This is a genomic window from Venatorbacter sp. C2-1, from assembly GCF_022832715.1.
Classification (GTDB): Bacteria; Pseudomonadota; Gammaproteobacteria; order Pseudomonadales; family Oceanobacteraceae; genus Venatoribacter; species Venatoribacter alkanivorans.
The window spans coordinates 2,858,489-2,876,002 of the sequence record NZ_CP094879.1; the positions used below are offsets into that span (position 1 = coordinate 2,858,489).

The window sequence follows — 17,514 nt, forward strand, 5'->3', positions numbered from 1 at the left end:
CATTATCCCTACAATAAAAATACCGAGGAATCATCGTGTCTGCTGTTATTACCCTGATTGCCTACCTGTTAGTACCGGCGCTGTTGGTTGTTCTTTGCCAGCGTGTCAGCTGGCTGGATAAAGCCGGCGTGGTTGTGCTGTCATTTGCCAGTGGTATTGCTCTGGCCGCCACCGGAATGTTGCCGGATCTGGCGGGTGCCGAAGCCCTGAAAACCGTACAAACCAATCTGTCAGAAATTGCCATCGCACTGGCCTTGCCGCTGCTGGTGTTTTCCATTGATGTGAAAGCCTCATTCGGTATGGCCGGCGACACGATGAAAAGCATGGGTGTGGCCTTAATTGCAGTCATTATTGCCAGTGCCGCCGGGGCTTTTATTTATGCGGATTCGCTGGCCAACGTCTGGCAGATTGCCGGCATGTCGGTCGGCGCTTACACCGGTGGTGGGCCGAATATGGCCGCCATCAAGACCGCTATCGAAGCCGATGAAAATACCTTCACCACCATGATCACCTACGACATTCTGTTGTCGGCACTGTATCTGATGTTTGTGATGACACTGGCCAAGCCGATTTTCAGCCGTTTCCTGCGCCCTTACCGCAGTCAGGGCGAGCACGCTTATCACACTGAAGAAGAAAAGTTTGGTCATATGGCCGATGAAACCGCCAACGCCTACAAAGTGCTGGCCAATGTAAAAGCGCTGCCAAAGACCGCTCTGGCTCTGCTGCTGTCCGCCGTCAGCGTCGGTATCGCGGTGGGCGTGGCTTCACTGGTGCCGGGCAGTATGAGTTCTGCGGTGACCATCATTACCATCACCACGCTGGGCGTGCTGGCGTCTTTTGTGCCGGCCATCCGCAATCTGCCCAACAGCTTCCAGCTGGGGATGTACCTGATTCTGGTGTTCTGTTTCACCACCGGCACCATGACCGATACCAGTATTGTTACCAACCTGAACGTCGACCTGTTTGCCTATATCAGCATTATTCTGGTCGGTTCACTGATTCTGCAGGCCATCATTTGCCGCCTGCTGAATATTGATACTGACACCTTTTTAATCACCTCATCGGCTGCCATTATGTCGGTGCCTTTTATTCCGGTGATTGCCGGGGCGCTGAAAAACCGCGAGATCATTCTGCCGGGCTTTGCCGCGGCCATCATCGGCTATATCGTCGGTAATTATCTCGGTGTCGGCGTCGCCTTCTTTACCCGCTGGCTGCTTGGCGCCTGAGATGTTATTCCGGCGCAGCACCAGGCTCCCGCAAAATCAAACCATCCTCCTTGCCGGTGCATCCGCCGGCATGGCCCGCCAGCTCGCGCTGTTGCTGGCACAGAGGCCTAACCGCTTTATTCTGTTTGCCCGCCGCCAGCACGAACTGCAGGAGCTGGCAGATCAGTTACGCGCACAACAGTGTGAGGTACTGACGGTCTGCGGTGATGCCTGCCGGGAAGAAGACACTAACAATGCCGTATCTCTGGCAATGGCTCAGTTCGGGCGTATTGATCTGGCGTTACTGAATGTCGGTGCTGGTCCTGAGCAGCGTATGGCAGAAACCTCCGTTGCCGATATCCGCCAGTGTATGGAACTGAATTACCTGAGTCTGGCGAATTTTCTGCCGCCGCTGATCACTGCCATGTGCAGCCAGCAGGCGGATAAACGCGGATTACGTGGCACCATCGCTCATACCAATTCTCTGGCCGGATTCATTGGCTTACCCATGCAGGGGCCGTACAGCGCCGCCAAAGCCGCCGCCCGCTTGCTGATGGACAGCTGCCGGGTTGAGCTGGAACCTGAAGGGCTGAAATTTATTTCGCTGTATCCGGGCTTTGTGCAGACCGCGCGGGTTAACCAGTACGATATGCCCGCCCCTTTTGCCATCAGCGAAAGCAAAGGCGCAGAACGGATGCTGCAGGGCCTTCTGAGTGGCCGTGACGACTATCTGTTTCCCGGCCCGTTAAGCTGGCTTATCCGTCTGGCACGTGTCCTGCCCAAATGCGTCAGTAAGCGGCTGTTGCGGCGCGTACTCTGAAAATGCACCGTGTGCTCTGAAAAACGCACAGACAAACAAAGCGTTATACTGGCCACCTTATTCGTGGAGCCATTTATGACCAGTCCAACCTATCAGCGCCAGAATTTTCCCGACCGCATCGTACTGGAACCTTCAACACCAGCTGACAGCTGTATTATCTGGCTGCATGGTCTGGGCGCCAGCGGTGATGATTTTGTCCCGGTGCTGCCGCATTTGTTACAGGCTTTCAATACCACTCAGCCACCCGTGCTGCGCGCCATTTATCCGCATGCACCACAGCAGCCGGTAACCATTAATGGCGGCATGGTGATGCCCAGCTGGTACGATTTACTGGCCACCAGCCCCAGACGTCAGACTGATGGCCAGCAACTGAGCGACTCCGTACAGCGCATCCACACCCTGATCGATCAGCAAATTGCCGCGGGTATCGACAGCCGCCGGATTCTGCTGGCCGGTTTCTCTCAGGGCGGAGCCGTTGCTTATGAAACCGCCTTCAGCTATCCGCAACCACTGGCCGGATTGATGGCGTTATCAACCTATATTGCCCGCCCGCTGCAGATAAACGCCGCCAATCAGCATCTGCCGGTGCTGATTGCTCATGGTGATTATGATGCTGTGGTCAGCCCGGAGCTGGGCGAAGAAGCCAGCTTATTGCTGGCACAGTCTGGTATCAATGCAGAAAGCCACCGTTACCCGATGGCGCATGAAGTGTGTCTGCAGGAAATTCAGGATTGCGGCCGCTTTGGCGACCGCTGTTTAAGCACAAGGGTTTAAGCACAAGGCCTTAGGTGCTATTTCGGGCTGAGCACAAACTCAGCCGCCAGGCTGGTCAGTTTGCCGGCCAGCTCCCGCTGCTCTTTCGCCGTTTTTCTCATAAAGTTAGACGTCGCGACGGTGTGCTCGGCAATTTTATAAATACTGCGCACACTGCCTGCGACTTCCTGATTGGTGGCCACCTGCTCTTCGGCCGCTGCGGCTACCTGATCGCTCATATCACGGATGGTTCGCACCGCACTGCGGATATGGCCCAGTTCCTCGTCCAGCGATGAGGCCAGTTTTACCGTGTGCTGTACCGCTTCCTGTGATGATTCTACCGCCACAAAGGCCTGTTTCGATTCCTGCTGAAAACGGCCGATAATGCTTTCAATTTCCGATGTTGAATCCTGCGTACGCTGCGCCAGTGTGCGCACTTCATCGGCGACCACGGCAAAACCACGACCCTGCTCACCGGCACGCGCAGCTTCAATAGCGGCATTCAGTGCCAGCAGATTGGTTTGCTCGGCAATGGATTTGATCACATTCAGCACACCACCAATGGCACCGCTGCTGTCGTGCAGGCTGCGGATCACCGTCGATACCTGATTCATCTTTTCATCCAGCTGACCGATGTAATTCAGACTGCTCTGCACCGCTTCGCCACTTTTGTCAGCCGTGTGGTTAGCCGCATCCGACTGATCAGCGACCCGCTGGATATTGCCGGCAATTTCTTTGGTGGCAACCTCCAGCTGACCGATTGCGGTAACGACCTTCGCGGTTTCATTCTGCTGCAGATCCATTCCCTTGGTACTGAGTGAAATGGTGACGTGGTTCTGCATGGAAATCAGCGTCAGCTGCTCAGAGATCGCGGTGATGTGTTCTACCATCGATGCCATCCGCGCCATCATCTGATTACAGGCGCGTGCGGCTTCGCCCAATTCATCATCCAGCAATACCGGCACCCGCTGGTAAAGGCACAGATCATTTCCTGCGGCGGTCAGGCCGATATGCAGTTGTCGTATCTGCTGGTACAGCAGATACGACAACCAGAAGGCCAGCAATGCGGTAACACTGACGGTGATAACAGCAATCAGTATTCCCAGCCAGAATTCCTGCCGGGTGTCCTGCAGAATCCCGCTGGCATTATCCAGCAGCGCTTGCTGCTGCCCGTCTTCCAGAATTTTTAATGCCTCAATTCTCTCTGTCGCTGCCGCAAACCAGTCGGTGGGAGATACCCCGAAGCCGCTGTCGCCCTGCAGCGCTTTTTCGCGCAAACGTGAGACGTTCTGCACCGCAGCTGACTGCTGGAATTGACGGTACGCTGCCAGAGCCTGAGCATCCGCAATGCGTTCAAAGCTCTGCAGAAATGCATCCTGCTCCGATACCAGACGAACAAAGCGGGCGAACAGTTGTGGAGTAAAAGCATCTCTGGCAAATACATTACTTAAAACCGCCCGCTCAATACCTGCCCGCTCTTTGCCCTGCAGAAAACTGTAATACGCCTGCAGCTGGCGCACGGTTTCACCATGGCCGGTAAATTCGCTGGCCAGTGCCGGCACAATCAGCAGCCGGTCTATGGTTTGGGTATAAAACGCCAGAACATCAGGCAACGCCGCGGTCTGCGACAGTACACTCTGGCGCAATGTATTGAGCGTTTTCAGATTAGCCTGTGCATCATTGATGGCCTGATTCAGCTTGGGGTAAGTATTGAAACTCTGCTGTTGCAGAAAGTCGCTCCAGCCACGGATGCGCTCATCGGCTATGCGCTGTTGCTGCGGCAACGCCTGAGCAAACGTCTGCCCTTTACTGCCCAGAAAACCTGCGGACATACCACGCTCTTTCTGCAGTTCGTGCGCCAGCGCACTGTTCAGTGCTGAAATCTGCACCAGTGCCTGAATATCGGACAGCTCCTGCATGTGATTCAGATTGCTGAGCAACCAGCGCCCCTGCAACGACAGCAATGCCAGTAAAGGCACAGCAATTAACAGCAGTAATTTGCCTTTTACGCTTAATGATTTCAGCAGTCCCATGCTGAGTCCCCCTGTGAATCCGGTGTCTGGCATTCAGAATAGACAGATTGACAAAACTCACAGGTAGGGTGATTGACAGATACGACAAAAGCCTCAGATATCTGTACGAACTGGCGGGTATATATCCAGAAATAAGGCTGATATGGCTAGCGGAGAGTATTAATCTGACAAACCGGCTGAACGGGCGCAGTTACGGCCATCATGTTTGGCACGATAAAGCTGTTCATCGGCCATATTGAGCAGGTTTTCAATACCGGAAGTGGAATCCGGCAGCAGTGTCGCAACACCGGCGCTGATGGTCAGGTGCTCACCAGCAGACGACATGGCATGGGGAATCTTCAGCGCCCGGACGGAATCCAGCAGACGCTGTGCCAGTAACGTGGCTCCGCCATTATCAGTATCGGGCAACAAACAGGCGAACTCTTCCCCGCCGTAACGGGAGAGGCTGTCATGCGGACGCTGTAATGCAGAACGCAGAGCATGGGCAACATCGCGCAATGCTTTATCACCGGCCAAATGCCCGTAGTGATCGTTATATTGTTTAAAATGATCAATATCGATAAGAATCAGCGACAACGGCTTCTTATCCCTCCGTCCCTGACGCCAGTGCAACTGCGCCTGCTCATCAAAACGACGACGGTTTGCCACCCCGGTTAAGCCATCCTGCATTGCAATTGAATGCAGAATATCACGCTGCAATTTCACCACCACGTGAGTCCTCACCCGGACAGAAACGAGCGCAGGGTTGATTGGCTTGGTTATAAAATCAACAGCGCCCACATCAAATGCCCGTACTTCGTCGACTACATCCTGCTGTGCGGTAACAAATATCACCGGGAAGTTTTCCAGCGTCTGGTCGGCCTTTAATGCTGTGCAAACCTCATAGCCATCCATATCCGGCATCATAATATCAAGCAGCATAATATCGGGTGGGTTCTCGCTGCACATATCCAGCGCCTGACGGCCACTGGTGGCCATAAAGACGTCAAATTCTTCTTTCAGGATTTCATGCAGCGTGCGGATAACCAGTGGCTGATCATCAACAATCAGCAAACGTGGTTTATGCGCCAGACCAGGGATTAACTCCGCCAGTGTCTTTCCTGAATTCATTCCCACTCCTGCACATCGGTTAATGTGTGCTGTGCTGCCCTGAAATCCAGCTGCTCAATCTGCTCCAGCAACTTACTGAATTTTAGTGTATTTCCGGGAAAACGCGCCCGCGGCCATTGTTCAATCAAGGCCAGTGCCGCCATATTGTTTTCCCGCAGCAGGATACCGAGCTGAGTTAACGCTGCGCGCCAGCGTTCGGCCGGCCAGTTATCACTCGTTTGCTGTTGTGGTTGTTGTTCTTTCTGCTGCTGAGCATCAGCAGAAGAAATCATCTCCACCAGCGCCTGATGTGAAACCTGCAGCAACTGCTCAAGCTCAGCGAGCAGAGCTTCACCATCGGAATCCTCGGCTGCAACATTATCTGCAGCACTTATTTCTTTAAATTGCTCTTCCAGCTCGCTGCTGCGCCGCGCCAGGGCAACAGCCCCCATGGTTGCGGCAGTACCCTTAAGGGTATGCAGAGTCACGCAGCTGTCCTGCCAGAGCCGCTGCTGCCATTGCTGTCTCAGTGTCTGCAGCAGTGCGCTCATATCCGTCAGGAAGCGTTCGGTCATACTGGCCAGCAAACGGCGGTTATGGCCAAAGCGCCGTAACAGGGTGTCCATATCCTCAACTATAGTCATTGCCACAGGCTCCGGCGCTGAAGGGACCCCAACCAACTGCCGCAGAACATGTACCAGATCATCCAGATTGACTGGTTTACCTACGTGGGCATTCATTCCTGCAGCAACACAAGCCAGCCGGTCAGCTTCTGAAACATTAGCCGTCATCGCCACAATTGGCAGCCCGGCAAAGCGGCTGTCAGCACGGATACGCCGTGTGGCTTCCAGACCATCGATATCCGGCATCTGCATATCCATAATCACGGCGTCATAGCCCCTGTTCTGGCTGACAACCTTATTAACACCCGTTAAACCGCCTTCAGCCAGATCCACAACAGCCCCCTCTGCCTGCAGGAGTTCAAAGGCAATTTCACGGTTAATTTCATTATCTTCCACCACCAGAATTTGCAGGCCCGCAAGGCGCTTCTCGCTTTCTGAAGGGAGTACAGAGGATGGTTCAGGCAGGCGCAGTGCACGGGCGACGGCCTCTGACAGCTGCACCGGAGTCAAAGGCTTGCTGAGAAATTCGCGGAATGGTGGATTGTCACTGCAGAGAACCTCACCCAGAAACTCCCGTCCATAGGCGCTGATCAGTATTACCGCCGGTGCCTGCTCAGCCAAAGCATCGCTGATGGCCTGAGCCACTTCCACTCCGTCAGCATCCGGCAGACGCCAGTCCAGCAGCACGGCCTGATAAGGTTGTCCCTGACGATGAGCGGCAACAACCGCAGCCACTGCTGCGTTACCATCCGGTTCCAGATCAACCTGCCAGCCCAGTGAACGGCCATCGCGCTGCAGAAGTTCTGCACTCAGAGGGTGATCTTCCACCAGCAGAATCCGCGGTTCCGCTAGTGCCGGAGCGAAAACCGGCGGCTTATAAGGTTCGGCCAGCACAACAGGTAATTCCAGATCAAACCAGAAGCAGCTGCCTTTGCCCAATTCGCTGCGCAGATTCAGTTCAGAGCCCATCATCGCAGCCAGACGTTTGCAAATCACCAGGCCCAGGCCGGTACCGCCAAAGCGGCGACTGGTTGAAACTTCTGCCTGGGTGAAACCTTCAAAAATACGCTGTTGATTCTCCGCAGAAATACCAATACCTGTGTCTTCAACTTCTATACGGAAGCAAACATCTGCAGCCACCATTTTCAGCTGTCGCACACGGACTCTGACGTATCCGTTCTGGGTGAATTTCAGCGCGTTACCAGCCAGGTTAATTAATATCTGTTGCAGACGATTACTGTCTCCCAACAGGGTTTGTGGCAGCGACAGATCCAGATCAAATACCACCTCGACCGGCTTACTGCCCAGATTGCCGGAAATCACCACGGCCAGATTGCGCATGATTTCATCAAGGTTAAACGGGTGAATATCGAGCTGCAGTTTGCCCGCTTCTATCTTTGAGTAATCAAGAATGTCATTCAGCAGGCTGAGCAGCGAACCTGCTGCACTTTGTGACTTAGTGACATAGTCCCGCTGCCGTGCGCTGAGGCTGGTCTGTGCCACCAGTTTCAGCATGCCCAGTACAGCATTCATCGGAGTACGGATTTCATGACTCATATTGGCCAGAAACGCTGATTTTGCCGCACTGGCAGCATCCGCAGCATCTTTGGCTTCACGCAGGCGGGTTTCGTACTGCAACTGCTCGGTGATATCGCGGTTAATCCCGGTTACCCGCAATAAGGTGCCATTTTCCAAGCGCTCAACCGCTGCTCCGGCCTGAATACTGCGTTCACTACCATCCGGCAGCACAATGCGGAAAACCGGATCATAAACACCGCGGCCTTCGACTGCAGCCTGCAATGCTTCCTCTGTGCGGGCCAGATCATCCGGATGAAGGCGCATCCGCCAGTGTTCATAATTCAGACCATTGCTGCGCAGGCTGAGCGGTTGCTGGTACAGCTCAAACATACGGTCGTTCCATTGCAGCTCATTATTTTCCGGCGTCCAGGACCAGACCCCTAATTCGGCAATCTCAGTTGCCATTGCCAGCTGAGCGGAGGTTGCCGCCAGAACCTTCTGCTGCGCCCGTTCTTCACTGATATCGGTCATAATTCCGACAACAATGCGCTCCCCTCCCAGGTTCATGGCACCAAGGCTGATCTGTACCGGAAAGACGCTGCCATCTTTACGCCGGGCCTGAATTTCGCGGTTAATACCAATCACCCGGTTGCCGGTCATTTCACGGAAACGCTGCATATAAAGGTCGTGACGTGAGGCAAAAGGTTCTGGCATTAACAGGCTGACATTCTGGCCAATTACCTCCTCAGCCAGATAGCCGAACGTTTGTTCACCGGCCGGATTGAACGAGCGGATGGTGCCAAAACTATCGATGGTAATAATCGGATTAACTGCGGTATCAAGAATAGCCTGAGTAGTCACCAGACTTTTTTCCAGTGCTGCTTCACTGGCTTTACGCGCGCTGATATCGACCGCAATGCCCAGATAACCAACGATCTCACCTGCAGTATCGCGCATCGTCGTTACCGACAGGCTGACCAGCAAGCGCTGACCGTTTTTGCGTATGTACGTCCATTCGCGGGTTTCGGCACCCGTCCGTTCCGATTGATGAACAAAGACGCGAAAGCCGCGGATTTCTCTGCCATATTCGCGCTCCAGTTCAACCGAACGGGCTTCAATCTCTTCTGCGGCGTGCAACACCGCCGGCGACTGAACACCGACAAATTCTTCCGCGCGATAGCCCAGCATACATTCAGCCCCCTGATTAAACAGAGTGACGATACCGTCTTTGTCGGTGGCAATAATTGAAACTTCAGAAGCGGAATCAAGCACGCTTTGCAGCAGCTGACTGAGGCGTTGTGCCTCACCGGCACGCTCTTCCACCTGACGTTCCAGATTGGTGTTCAGCTCGAGGATTTTCGCCTGCGCGGCTTTTTGTCCGGAGATATCGCGGACGCTTTCCGACACCCCTACCACTTTACCTTCCGTGTTGCGGATTACGGCATAGGAAACCGACACATCCAACAATGAACCGTCGGCACGGCAGCGCTGTCCCTCCTTCGGCAGCAAGTGTTCCCCCTTTGAGGCAGCAACGCATACCTGATGCTCTTCTTCCTGTAATTCAGGTGGAATAATCAGCTCCATTAACGGGCGTCCCAGGGCATCCGCTTCAGCAATACCAAACATTCTGGCCGCTGCCGGATTCCAGCTTTGTACAAGACCATGGCAGTCCTGACTGATGATGCCATCGGCCGAGCTTTCAACGATGGAAGCCAACCTTCTCTGCTGCGCCAGAAACTCTCTGCGCCGCACGCGGCTGTTGATCTGCATCGCCAGCAGCGCACTGATAAGCACACTGATAAGAGAACCCAGGGCAAAAACAATCGCTGGTGAAGGCAGATTCAGTTCACGGATAAAAGAGGGATAAACCCTGAAGCGGAATTGCCAGTGGCGACCGTAAATGGTGCGCTCAATCTGATAGCCGCCAATATTTGCAACCGCAGCGGGGGTTTGGTTATTAAAAAAACTGACCGGTTGCTGTGCATCGGTAATATCGACAATTTCCAGCGCCAGCTTATGCTCGTGCAAGCGCAGATCTTCCATCACTTCTGCCATTAACAACGGCGCATAACTCCAGCCATAGCCAAACTGTTCACGCCCGGCCTGGGTCTGCGGCGTTTTACCGCCCTGATAGACTGGCATAAGAATCAGAAATGACTGTTGTGGGCTGCCGGTTGCCTGCACCAGCGTAATCGGTCCGGTTAGGCGTACCTCACCACTGAGCAGGGATGACCAGGCCGCTTCGCGGCGATTATGTTCTGACGCAATATCCAACCCGACCGCCGCGTCATTACGCTCTACCGGCTCAATATACTGAATAACAAAGCGTTCACCGCCATGAGGGGTGAGCTGGCGGATACGGAAATCTGGCCAGCCATCAGCCTGAGCTGTCTGTATAAAACGTGCTTCATCAGCTTCCGCCACCCGGCGAATAAAGCCAAAGCCACGGGCGCCGGGGAATTCTTCATCAACATCGCGGGTGGCACTGTAACGCTTTACCAGATCGCGGCTCAGGTCATCACCCGCGGTAAGAATGGCGCCGCGCATACCTCTGAGGCCGTATTGATAAAGCTCAATGCGACGCTCTACCTGAGTGGTCAGGCCATGCGCCTGCCTGTTCAGCGAGTCGTGCAGACGCTCTGCATTTAACTGCCTGATTTTGACCGACAGAAACAGGCTGATCAGCAGCCCCAGCGTCAACGCCAGCAATACCCAGCGCCAGAGCTGGCGATGCTTCCCTTTGGTTATAACGTTCGGCACGCAGACGTCTCCTTATTGTCCCCAAAAAAGCGCCTTCGCGCGCTATCGCCAAGCCTTTTAAGACTAGCTACCCCTGCAGGGATCACCAGCGGCTGAACCCTTTCCCACCTTCTGGTATCCTTGCGCCTCTTTTTTGCCAGAACGCCAATGCCAGCGTTCAGCCGCAATGTTCATCCGCAAACAGGAGCGTACCGTGATCACCATGTACGGCATTAAAAACTGCGACACCATCAAGAAAGCCCGTAAGTGGCTGGAAGACGCCGGTGTTGAATACCAGTTTCATGACTACAAAAAAGACGGCTTAAGCCCTGAATTACTCGATGGCTGGATCAGCGAACTGGGCTATGAAGCCCTGCTGAACAAGCGCGGCACAACCTGGCGCAAACTGGCAGACGACATCAAAGACAATATTGATGAAAGCAGCGCCCGTGCAGTGATGCTGGATAATCCGTCCATTATCAAACGCCCGCTGCTGGATACCGGCAGCCGCAAAGTACTTGGCTTCAGTGTTACCGAATACACCGACCTGAACTTCTGAACTGACTTAATTAAATAGAACGCGCATCAGCGCCCGATCTGAGGAATGACTATGACAAACGCATTTGCCCTGGCCATTGGTGTCGGCACCAAAAACAGCAAAGGTGACTGGCTCGAAGTATTTTACCCGCAGCCACTGCTGAACCCGGCCGCCGCCCTGATTGACGCCGCCAAAAGCGCTCTGGGCTATGAAGAAGGCAACGTTGCCCTGGATGTTGACGGTGGCGAACTGGAAGCCTTTGCTGCAGCACTCGACAGCGCCGATCCGCTGCAGGCTGCCCTGGCCCGCGCCTGTACCGAAAGCGAAAAGCCGGTTGTGGTGACTATTCTGGCCGCCGATGAACAGGCCTCTTCTACCCCAGAGGTTTACCTCAAGCTGCACCTGCTGTCTCACCGTCTGGTAAAACCACACGGTCTGAATCTGGCCGGTATCTTCGGCCTGCTGCCCAACGTTGCCTGGACCAATAAAGGCGCAGTCGATCTGGATGAGCTGCCAGCTGCACAACTGGAAGCCCGCCTGAACGGCGACCTGCTGAGCGTCAACAGCGTGGATAAATTCCCGCGCATGACCGATTACGTGGTACCGAAAGGCGTGCGTATTGCACACACCGCACGCGTGCGTCTGGGCGCTTACATCGGCGAAGGCACCACCATCATGCACGAAGGCTTTGTTAACTTTAACGCCGGTACTATGGGCGTTTCTATGGTTGAAGGCCGCATCTCTGCCGGTGTTGTCGTCGGTGACGGTTCTGATCTGGGCGGTGGCTGCTCCACCATGGGCACCCTGTCTGGCGGCGGTAACATCATTATTTCTGTCGGTGAAAAATGCCTGCTCGGCGCCAACGCCGGTATCGGTATCCCGCTGGGTGAACGCTGCACCGTTGAAGCCGGTCTGTACGTCACCGCCGGTACCAAAATTCAGGTACTGGACGATCAGAAAAACGTGGTTGAAGTGGTTAAAGGCCGTGATCTGGCCGGTAAATCCGACCTGCTGTTCCGTCGTGATTCCATCACCGGTGCCGTTCAGTGCGTTACCAATAAGAGCGCGATTCAGCTCAACGAAGAACTGCACGCCAACAACTGAGGCTGCAGTATTTAACGCGGCTGAGCGTTCTGCTCAGCCCGTTAATGAGCCGCAAACCAGTGCGGATGCTGCAGATACCAGCGCACGGTATCCAGCATCGCAGCGGCAAAATCATGCTGCGGCATAAATCCTAATTCCCTGCTGATTTTTCCGGCATTAATCGCGTAACGCACGTCATGCCCCGGCCTGTCCTGCACATGGGTAATCAGCTGTTGCGAACGTCCGGCGATGGCACTCAGGGCCTGCGGATAACGTTCTGCCAATGAAGCATCGCGGGCAAACTCATCATTGAGAAGGCCACACAACAACTGAATAAACTGCAGATTGGTCTGTTCATTATGGCCGCCGATATTGTAATTGCAGCCTGTTTTTCCGGCGCCAAGAATACGATCGATACCTGCCGCATGATCTTTTACATATAACCAGTCGCGTACCTGCTGACCATTACCGAATACCGTTAAAGGCCGCTCAAACAGAATATTGGTAATCATCCGTGGCATCAGTTTTTCCGGATACTGATAACGGCCAAAATTGTTGGAACAATTCGATAAACTCACATTCAGCCCGTAGGTTCTCGCCCAGGCATTTAACAAATGATCAGACGCCGCTTTGGTGGCGGCATAAGGATTACTCGGCTGATAACGGCTGTGCTCGCAGAAAGGTTCGCCCTCTTCACCCAGATCACCGAACACTTCATCGGTTGAAACATGATGAAAACGATGCGGCAGCACTGGTTTACCAGCGTTAAGCGGTTCTTCAATCCAGACCTGGCGGGCCGCCTGTAATAAATTCAGCATGCCGACAATATTGGTTTCGACAAATTGTTCCGGTGCACTGATCGAGCGGTCGACGTGGGACTCTGCGGCAAAATTAACGATCGTATCCAGACGATAAAAAGCCAGTAAATATTCAACCAGATTGCGGTCGTTAATACTGCCCTGCACAAATACGGTATTCGGCCGTTTTAACGCCTCAGCTAAATTGGCTTTATTACCGGCGTAACTGAGGATATCAAGCACCACAATAAAATCCTGCGGATGCTCTTCCTGCCAGTATTCAATAAAATTGGCTCCGATAAATCCCGCACCGCCGGTTACCAGTAAACGTTTCATCAGAGAGATTCCAGAGTACGCTGCAGGCTTTCGCGCCAGCAGACAGGTTGACGTTGCAGCCGGGCATTTAATGCCGCCGAATCAAGCGCGCTAAACGCCGGACGCTGAGCGAGAATCGCCGGATTATTTGCAGCATAGGCAACACTGCTGAGCGGAGTAATTCTGACCGCTTGTGTTAACAGCCCAAGGCTAAGCGCCAGCCGCTGTATTTCACAGGCAAATTCATACCAGCTGGCCACACCGCTGCCCGCCCAGTGATAAATACCCTGTAATTGCCCGTTATAAAGCAGCCACGCAGACTGCCAGATAACTTCAGCCAGCTCTGTTGCGGAAGTCGGTGACCCGTACTGGTCATCCACCACCTGTAGATCACGACCGGTCTGCATCAGGCCAAGCATGGTACGTAAAAAATTATGGCCATAATGGCTGTACAGCCAGGCGCTGCGGATAACCAGCAGATCGTCTTTTAAAATACCTACCGCCTGTTGTTCACCCGCTAATTTAGACTGACCGTAAATATTCAGCGGGCCGGTTTCAGCCTCTGGCGTCAGCGGTGTATTGCCGCCTGCGGAAAACACATAATCGGTGGAAAGATGCAGTAAACGCGCGCCCTGCTGACGACAGATTTCGGCCAGTAGCGCAACGGCCTGGGCATTTATGCGATACGCTTTTTCTGGCTGAATTTCTGCCTGATCGACGGCGGTAAACGCGGCGCAGTTAATCACCAGCTGTTGTCCGTCACAGGCCTGGCGCAACGCGTTGTCGTCGCAGATATCCAGTGCCTGATGATCGCAGGTGCGCAGTCTGACCCAGTCCGGGCAGCTTGCCTGCAGACTCCGGCCCAGCTGACCACCGGCACCGGTCAGTAATACGTTAACCGGCGTCATACGAAATAATCAGCCTGTTTAAACGAGCTACCCCGGGCGTCTTTTTCAGACAATTTTGGCTCGCCCTGTAACGGCCAGCGGATAGCAAGATCCGCGTCGTCCCAGCGCAGAATGCGTTCGCTTTGTGCGTGATAATATCCGCTACAGCGATACAGACATTCGGCCCGTTCACTCAGGGTATAAAAGCCGTGGGCGAAACCCGGCGGCACCCATAACTGGTGGCGGTTGTCAGCGGATAATTCGAAGCCCTGCCAACGGCCAAAGGTAGGCGAAGAGCGGCGCATATCGACAATCACATCAAATACCGAGCCTGCCACCACGCGCACTAATTTGCCCTGCGGTTGTTCCAGCTGATAGTGCAGTCCGCGCAAAACCCCCTGATGGGAAGCCGAATGATTATCCTGCACAAAAGCCGCACCCCCGGTCAGATCGTCCAGCCATTCCTGACGGAAGGTTTCCATAAAGAAGCCGCGCTCATCTTCATAGAGCCTGGGTTCAATAATGTACACATCGTTAAAGACGGAAGACGGCGTCAGCATGGTGGTATCCACAAAAGAAAGCAGCAGCGGAGTAAATAAATACGAAGCGCGCGCGTTATAGCACGCGTCCGCTTAAACCAACAGTGTGACGCGGCGGGAAAGCACAAGGGTCAGGTTATTCTACCTGCAGTGTTCGCCGGTCAAGCTCGCCCTGGGCATCCATCACCACCACTTCCTGTTCACCGGTCACGCTGAAGCGGTAACTGAGGGTTTCGGCCTCGCCACTGCTGCCAACGTGCAGGCCATTCACATACCAGTCGCGCTGTCCCAGCCCGCCCTGAGCGTGCAGCGAGATTTCCGGTAAGGCAGCGCTGCCGCCGGCACGGGTACGGCTGGAGCGCAGAATCAGGCCATCCTGAATACCGGTAATCTGCAGTGGCTCCAGCGCCAGCGCCGGTGGCTCGCTGCAGCGCGGATCAACGGCGGGTAAACGGTTACGCAGGCGCTGACTGGCCGGCAGCCAGTGTTCCAGCGGCCGTGGCCAGAGTGCCAGCTGGTGCGCTGTGCGTGCGGGCACATCACAACTGCCATCAACCAGCAGGCCGCGCTCGCTGGTCCAGTAGGTTAACGGGTTGCGCCATAAACCATCGCTGCGTTCATCGCGCAAGGTCGGAGGCAGCTGACGCCGTACCAGCCAGGCTTTATGAGTCTGGAAGCACTGATCGGCCGGTGTTTCCGCGGCACTCTTACCCAACGGCCAGCAAATGGTTTCCTGACTGACCTGCTCTGGCTGCGGCAACAGCTCAGGTTTATGTTCGATGCGGTCAAATAGCTGGAACAACACCGGCAGCGCACTGAGCGCGCCGTAATGGCCAGGCGATGGCGTACCGTCCGGACGGCCAAACCACACACCAATGGTATAAGCCGGTGTTACCCCAACCGCCCAGGCATCTCGGAAGCCATAACTGGTGCCGGTTTTCCAGGCGATGCTGCGGTCGTTATCCTGCAGGGCATAACTGCGCGCACGATCCGGACGCGGACTGCGCAACATATCATTCAGCACCCAGGCGGTTTCTGCCGAAAATAACCAGCGTGAGCCGGCAGCCGATGGTGACTCTTCCGTCAGGTAACGCAGCGGCCACACCTGCCCCTGATTAGCGATGGAGGAATACAGCTGCACCAGCTGCGCCAGCGATAATCCACCACCACCCAGCGCCATACTCAGGTTGGCTTTACCGTCACCGGGAATACGGTAGCGTGCTCCGGCATTGGCAAGAGCGGCGGCAAAGCGCTCCGGAGTAACGGCTTCCAGCACCTGCACGACCGGTAAATTAAGCGACTGCCGTAAAGCTTCGGTGGCCGATACCGGGCCGGAAAAGTGGCGGGTAAAATTTTCCGGCTGATAATCGGTAAAATAGCGTGGTACATCGCGCAATAAACTGGCGGAGTGAATCAGCCCGTCTTCTATCGCCAGACCATAAATAAAAGGTTTTAAGGTTGAGCCCGGCGAGCGCTGCGCCTGCACCATATCGACATGGCCAAAGCGTGAATCGTCGGCAAAATCGGCCGACCCGGCATACGCCCGGACTTCGTGGCTGGCATTATCCAGCACCAAAATGGCGGCAGAATGACTGGGCGGAAAACGCTGAATTTCCTGCGCCAGATAATCTTCTATCTCGTACTGTAAATCGGCATCCAGCGTGGTTTTAATCAGGCTTTTATCGGCATTTTGCCGGCGTAATTCCCGCGCCAGTAACGGTGCCAGCTGCGGCGTATGCGGCTGATAGGCCAGCACAGGTTCCAGCAGCGCCTGCTGATAATCCGTCGCTGTAATCACGCCAAATTCCAGCATCCGCTGCAGCACTTTATTACGTGCATTTAACGCCCGCTGCGGATAGCGGTCGGGGCGCAGGCGTGACGGCGCCTGCGGTAATACCGCCATTAATGCCGACTCGGCCAGCGATAAGTCCAGTGCCGGTTTATCCAGATATAAACGGCTGGCCGCCCCTACCCCTTCAATCACACCGCCCATGGGCGCGTAATTTAAATACAGAGTGAATATTTCATCTTTGCTGTAATGCCACTCCAGCTGCAATGCCCGCAGTGCCTGTTCCAGCTTGCCGCCGACGGAACGGGAATGCGGGTGAAAACGCCGCGCCACCTGCATGGAGATGGTCGAACCACCGGATACCACACAACCGCAGCGCCAGTTTTGCCAGGCGGCACGCAGCAGCGCGAAAGGATTTATTCCGGGGTGATAATAAAACCAGCGGTCTTCATAATTCAGTAATGCGTCTTTATAAAAAGGCGATACTTCGTTCAGTTCTACCGGATAGCGCCAGACACCATTGCTGTCGGCAAAGGCACGCAACGGCCGTTCATGGCGATCAACCACCAGCTGGGCAAAATCATTCTGCGCGCCTTCTGTCTGGCGTTGCGGATCGGGTACGGCCAGTGGCCATAACCAATCGGCACTTTTTAACAGCAAACAAAAAAATACCAGCCACAGCAAAAAGCGGGCTGCCCTGTTCTGTGGCAGGCGGAAAAAACGTGCCGCGTTAAACGCGGCACGATTGGCAGGAGGATTACTCACTCAGAGGACTCTTCTGACTGA

Annotated in this window: 12 protein-coding genes; 5 read left to right on the forward strand and 7 right to left on the reverse strand. The window is 54.6% G+C overall.

What is annotated here, in order from left to right:
• Positions 1–35 precede the first annotated feature (35 nt).
• From MT343_RS12795 to MT343_RS12805, 3 genes are all read left to right on the forward strand, one after another.
• Positions 36–1,226 (forward strand): DUF819 family protein, encoded by a 1,191-nt coding sequence (locus MT343_RS12795; protein WP_186435990.1) that lies wholly within the window; start codon positions 36–38, stop codon positions 1,224–1,226.
• A gap of 1 nt (position 1,227) precedes the next feature.
• Positions 1,228–2,025 carry an SDR family NAD(P)-dependent oxidoreductase gene (locus tag MT343_RS12800; protein ID WP_145470058.1) on the forward strand — a complete coding sequence of 266 codons (798 nt, stop codon included), beginning with the start codon at positions 1,228–1,230 and terminating at the stop codon, positions 2,023–2,025.
• A 75-nt stretch (positions 2,026–2,100) separates the two neighbouring features.
• Positions 2,101–2,799, forward strand: a complete 699-nt coding sequence (locus MT343_RS12805) for an alpha/beta hydrolase (protein ID WP_145470057.1) — start codon at positions 2,101–2,103, stop codon at positions 2,797–2,799.
• A gap of 17 nt (positions 2,800–2,816) precedes the next feature.
• Here MT343_RS12805 and MT343_RS12810 read toward each other — a convergent pair whose 3' ends face one another.
• The 3 genes from MT343_RS12810 to MT343_RS12820 all read right to left on the reverse strand — a co-directional run bounded on the left by MT343_RS12810 (position 2,817) and on the right by MT343_RS12820 (position 10,801).
• Complete coding sequence (locus tag MT343_RS12810; RefSeq protein WP_186435988.1) at positions 2,817–4,811, reverse strand: methyl-accepting chemotaxis protein; 1,995 nt, start codon at positions 4,809–4,811, stop codon at positions 2,817–2,819.
• Positions 4,812–4,970: 159 nt separating this feature from the next.
• On the reverse strand, positions 4,971–5,921 hold the full coding sequence (locus MT343_RS12815; protein ID WP_145470055.1) for a diguanylate cyclase domain-containing protein: 951 nt from the start codon (positions 5,919–5,921) through the stop codon (positions 4,971–4,973).
• Complete coding sequence (locus MT343_RS12820; protein ID WP_145470054.1) at positions 5,918–10,801, reverse strand: PAS domain S-box protein; 4,884 nt, start codon at positions 10,799–10,801, stop codon at positions 5,918–5,920. Before MT343_RS12820 ends, MT343_RS12815 begins: the two co-directional genes overlap by 4 nt.
• Positions 10,802–11,003: 202 nt before the next feature.
• Between MT343_RS12820 and MT343_RS12825 the strand changes: the two genes are divergently transcribed.
• Together MT343_RS12825 and dapD are read left to right on the forward strand one after the other, a co-directional pair.
• Positions 11,004–11,339, forward strand: a complete 336-nt coding sequence (locus MT343_RS12825) for an ArsC family reductase (protein WP_255605610.1) — start codon at positions 11,004–11,006, stop codon at positions 11,337–11,339.
• A gap of 51 nt (positions 11,340–11,390) precedes the next feature.
• The gene (gene dapD / locus MT343_RS12830) at positions 11,391–12,422 is read left to right on the forward strand and encodes a 2,3,4,5-tetrahydropyridine-2,6-dicarboxylate N-succinyltransferase (protein ID WP_145470052.1); all 1,032 of its coding nucleotides are present in this window, start codon (positions 11,391–11,393) and stop codon (positions 12,420–12,422) included.
• Between the two features lie 41 nt (positions 12,423–12,463).
• Here the strand turns inward: dapD and rfbB are convergent, their stop codons facing one another.
• The 4 genes from rfbB to pbpC all read right to left on the reverse strand — a co-directional run bounded on the left by rfbB (position 12,464) and on the right by pbpC (position 17,493).
• Positions 12,464–13,534 (reverse strand): dTDP-glucose 4,6-dehydratase, encoded by a 1,071-nt coding sequence (gene rfbB, locus MT343_RS12835; RefSeq protein ID WP_145470051.1) that lies wholly within the window; start codon positions 13,532–13,534, stop codon positions 12,464–12,466.
• Entirely contained in the window at positions 13,534–14,421 is an 888-nt protein-coding gene (rfbD, locus tag MT343_RS12840; RefSeq protein WP_145470050.1) for a dTDP-4-dehydrorhamnose reductase, read from the reverse strand. The genes rfbB and rfbD overlap by 1 nt, the downstream gene beginning before the upstream one ends.
• A complete protein-coding gene (rfbC, locus tag MT343_RS12845) occupies positions 14,418–14,960 on the reverse strand; it encodes a dTDP-4-dehydrorhamnose 3,5-epimerase (RefSeq protein WP_145470049.1) in 543 nt (180 codons plus the stop codon). Before rfbC ends, rfbD begins: the two co-directional genes overlap by 4 nt.
• A 115-nt stretch (positions 14,961–15,075) precedes the next feature.
• The gene (gene pbpC, locus MT343_RS12850; protein ID WP_145470048.1) at positions 15,076–17,493 is read right to left on the reverse strand and encodes a penicillin-binding protein 1C; all 2,418 of its coding nucleotides are present in this window, start codon (positions 17,491–17,493) and stop codon (positions 15,076–15,078) included.
• Positions 17,494–17,514 lie beyond the last annotated feature (21 nt).

Coding starts and splice junctions, on each gene's coding strand:
- rfbC (WP_145470049.1), bottom strand. CDS start 14,960: ATGCTGACGCCGTCTTCCGTCTTTAACGATGTGTACATTATTGAACCC.
- MT343_RS12815 (WP_145470055.1), bottom strand. CDS start 5,921: ATGAATTCAGGAAAGACACTGGCGGAGTTAATCCCTGGTCTGGCGCAT.
- dapD (WP_145470052.1), top strand. CDS start 11,391: ATGACAAACGCATTTGCCCTGGCCATTGGTGTCGGCACCAAAAACAGC.
- MT343_RS12805 (WP_145470057.1), top strand. CDS start 2,101: ATGACCAGTCCAACCTATCAGCGCCAGAATTTTCCCGACCGCATCGTA.
- rfbD (WP_145470050.1), bottom strand. CDS start 14,421: ATGACGCCGGTTAACGTATTACTGACCGGTGCCGGTGGTCAGCTGGGC.
- MT343_RS12810 (WP_186435988.1), bottom strand. CDS start 4,811: ATGGGACTGCTGAAATCATTAAGCGTAAAAGGCAAATTACTGCTGTTA.
- MT343_RS12825 (WP_255605610.1), top strand. CDS start 11,004: ATGTACGGCATTAAAAACTGCGACACCATCAAGAAAGCCCGTAAGTGG.
- rfbB (WP_145470051.1), bottom strand. CDS start 13,534: ATGAAACGTTTACTGGTAACCGGCGGTGCGGGATTTATCGGAGCCAAT.
- MT343_RS12800 (WP_145470058.1), top strand. CDS start 1,228: ATGTTATTCCGGCGCAGCACCAGGCTCCCGCAAAATCAAACCATCCTC.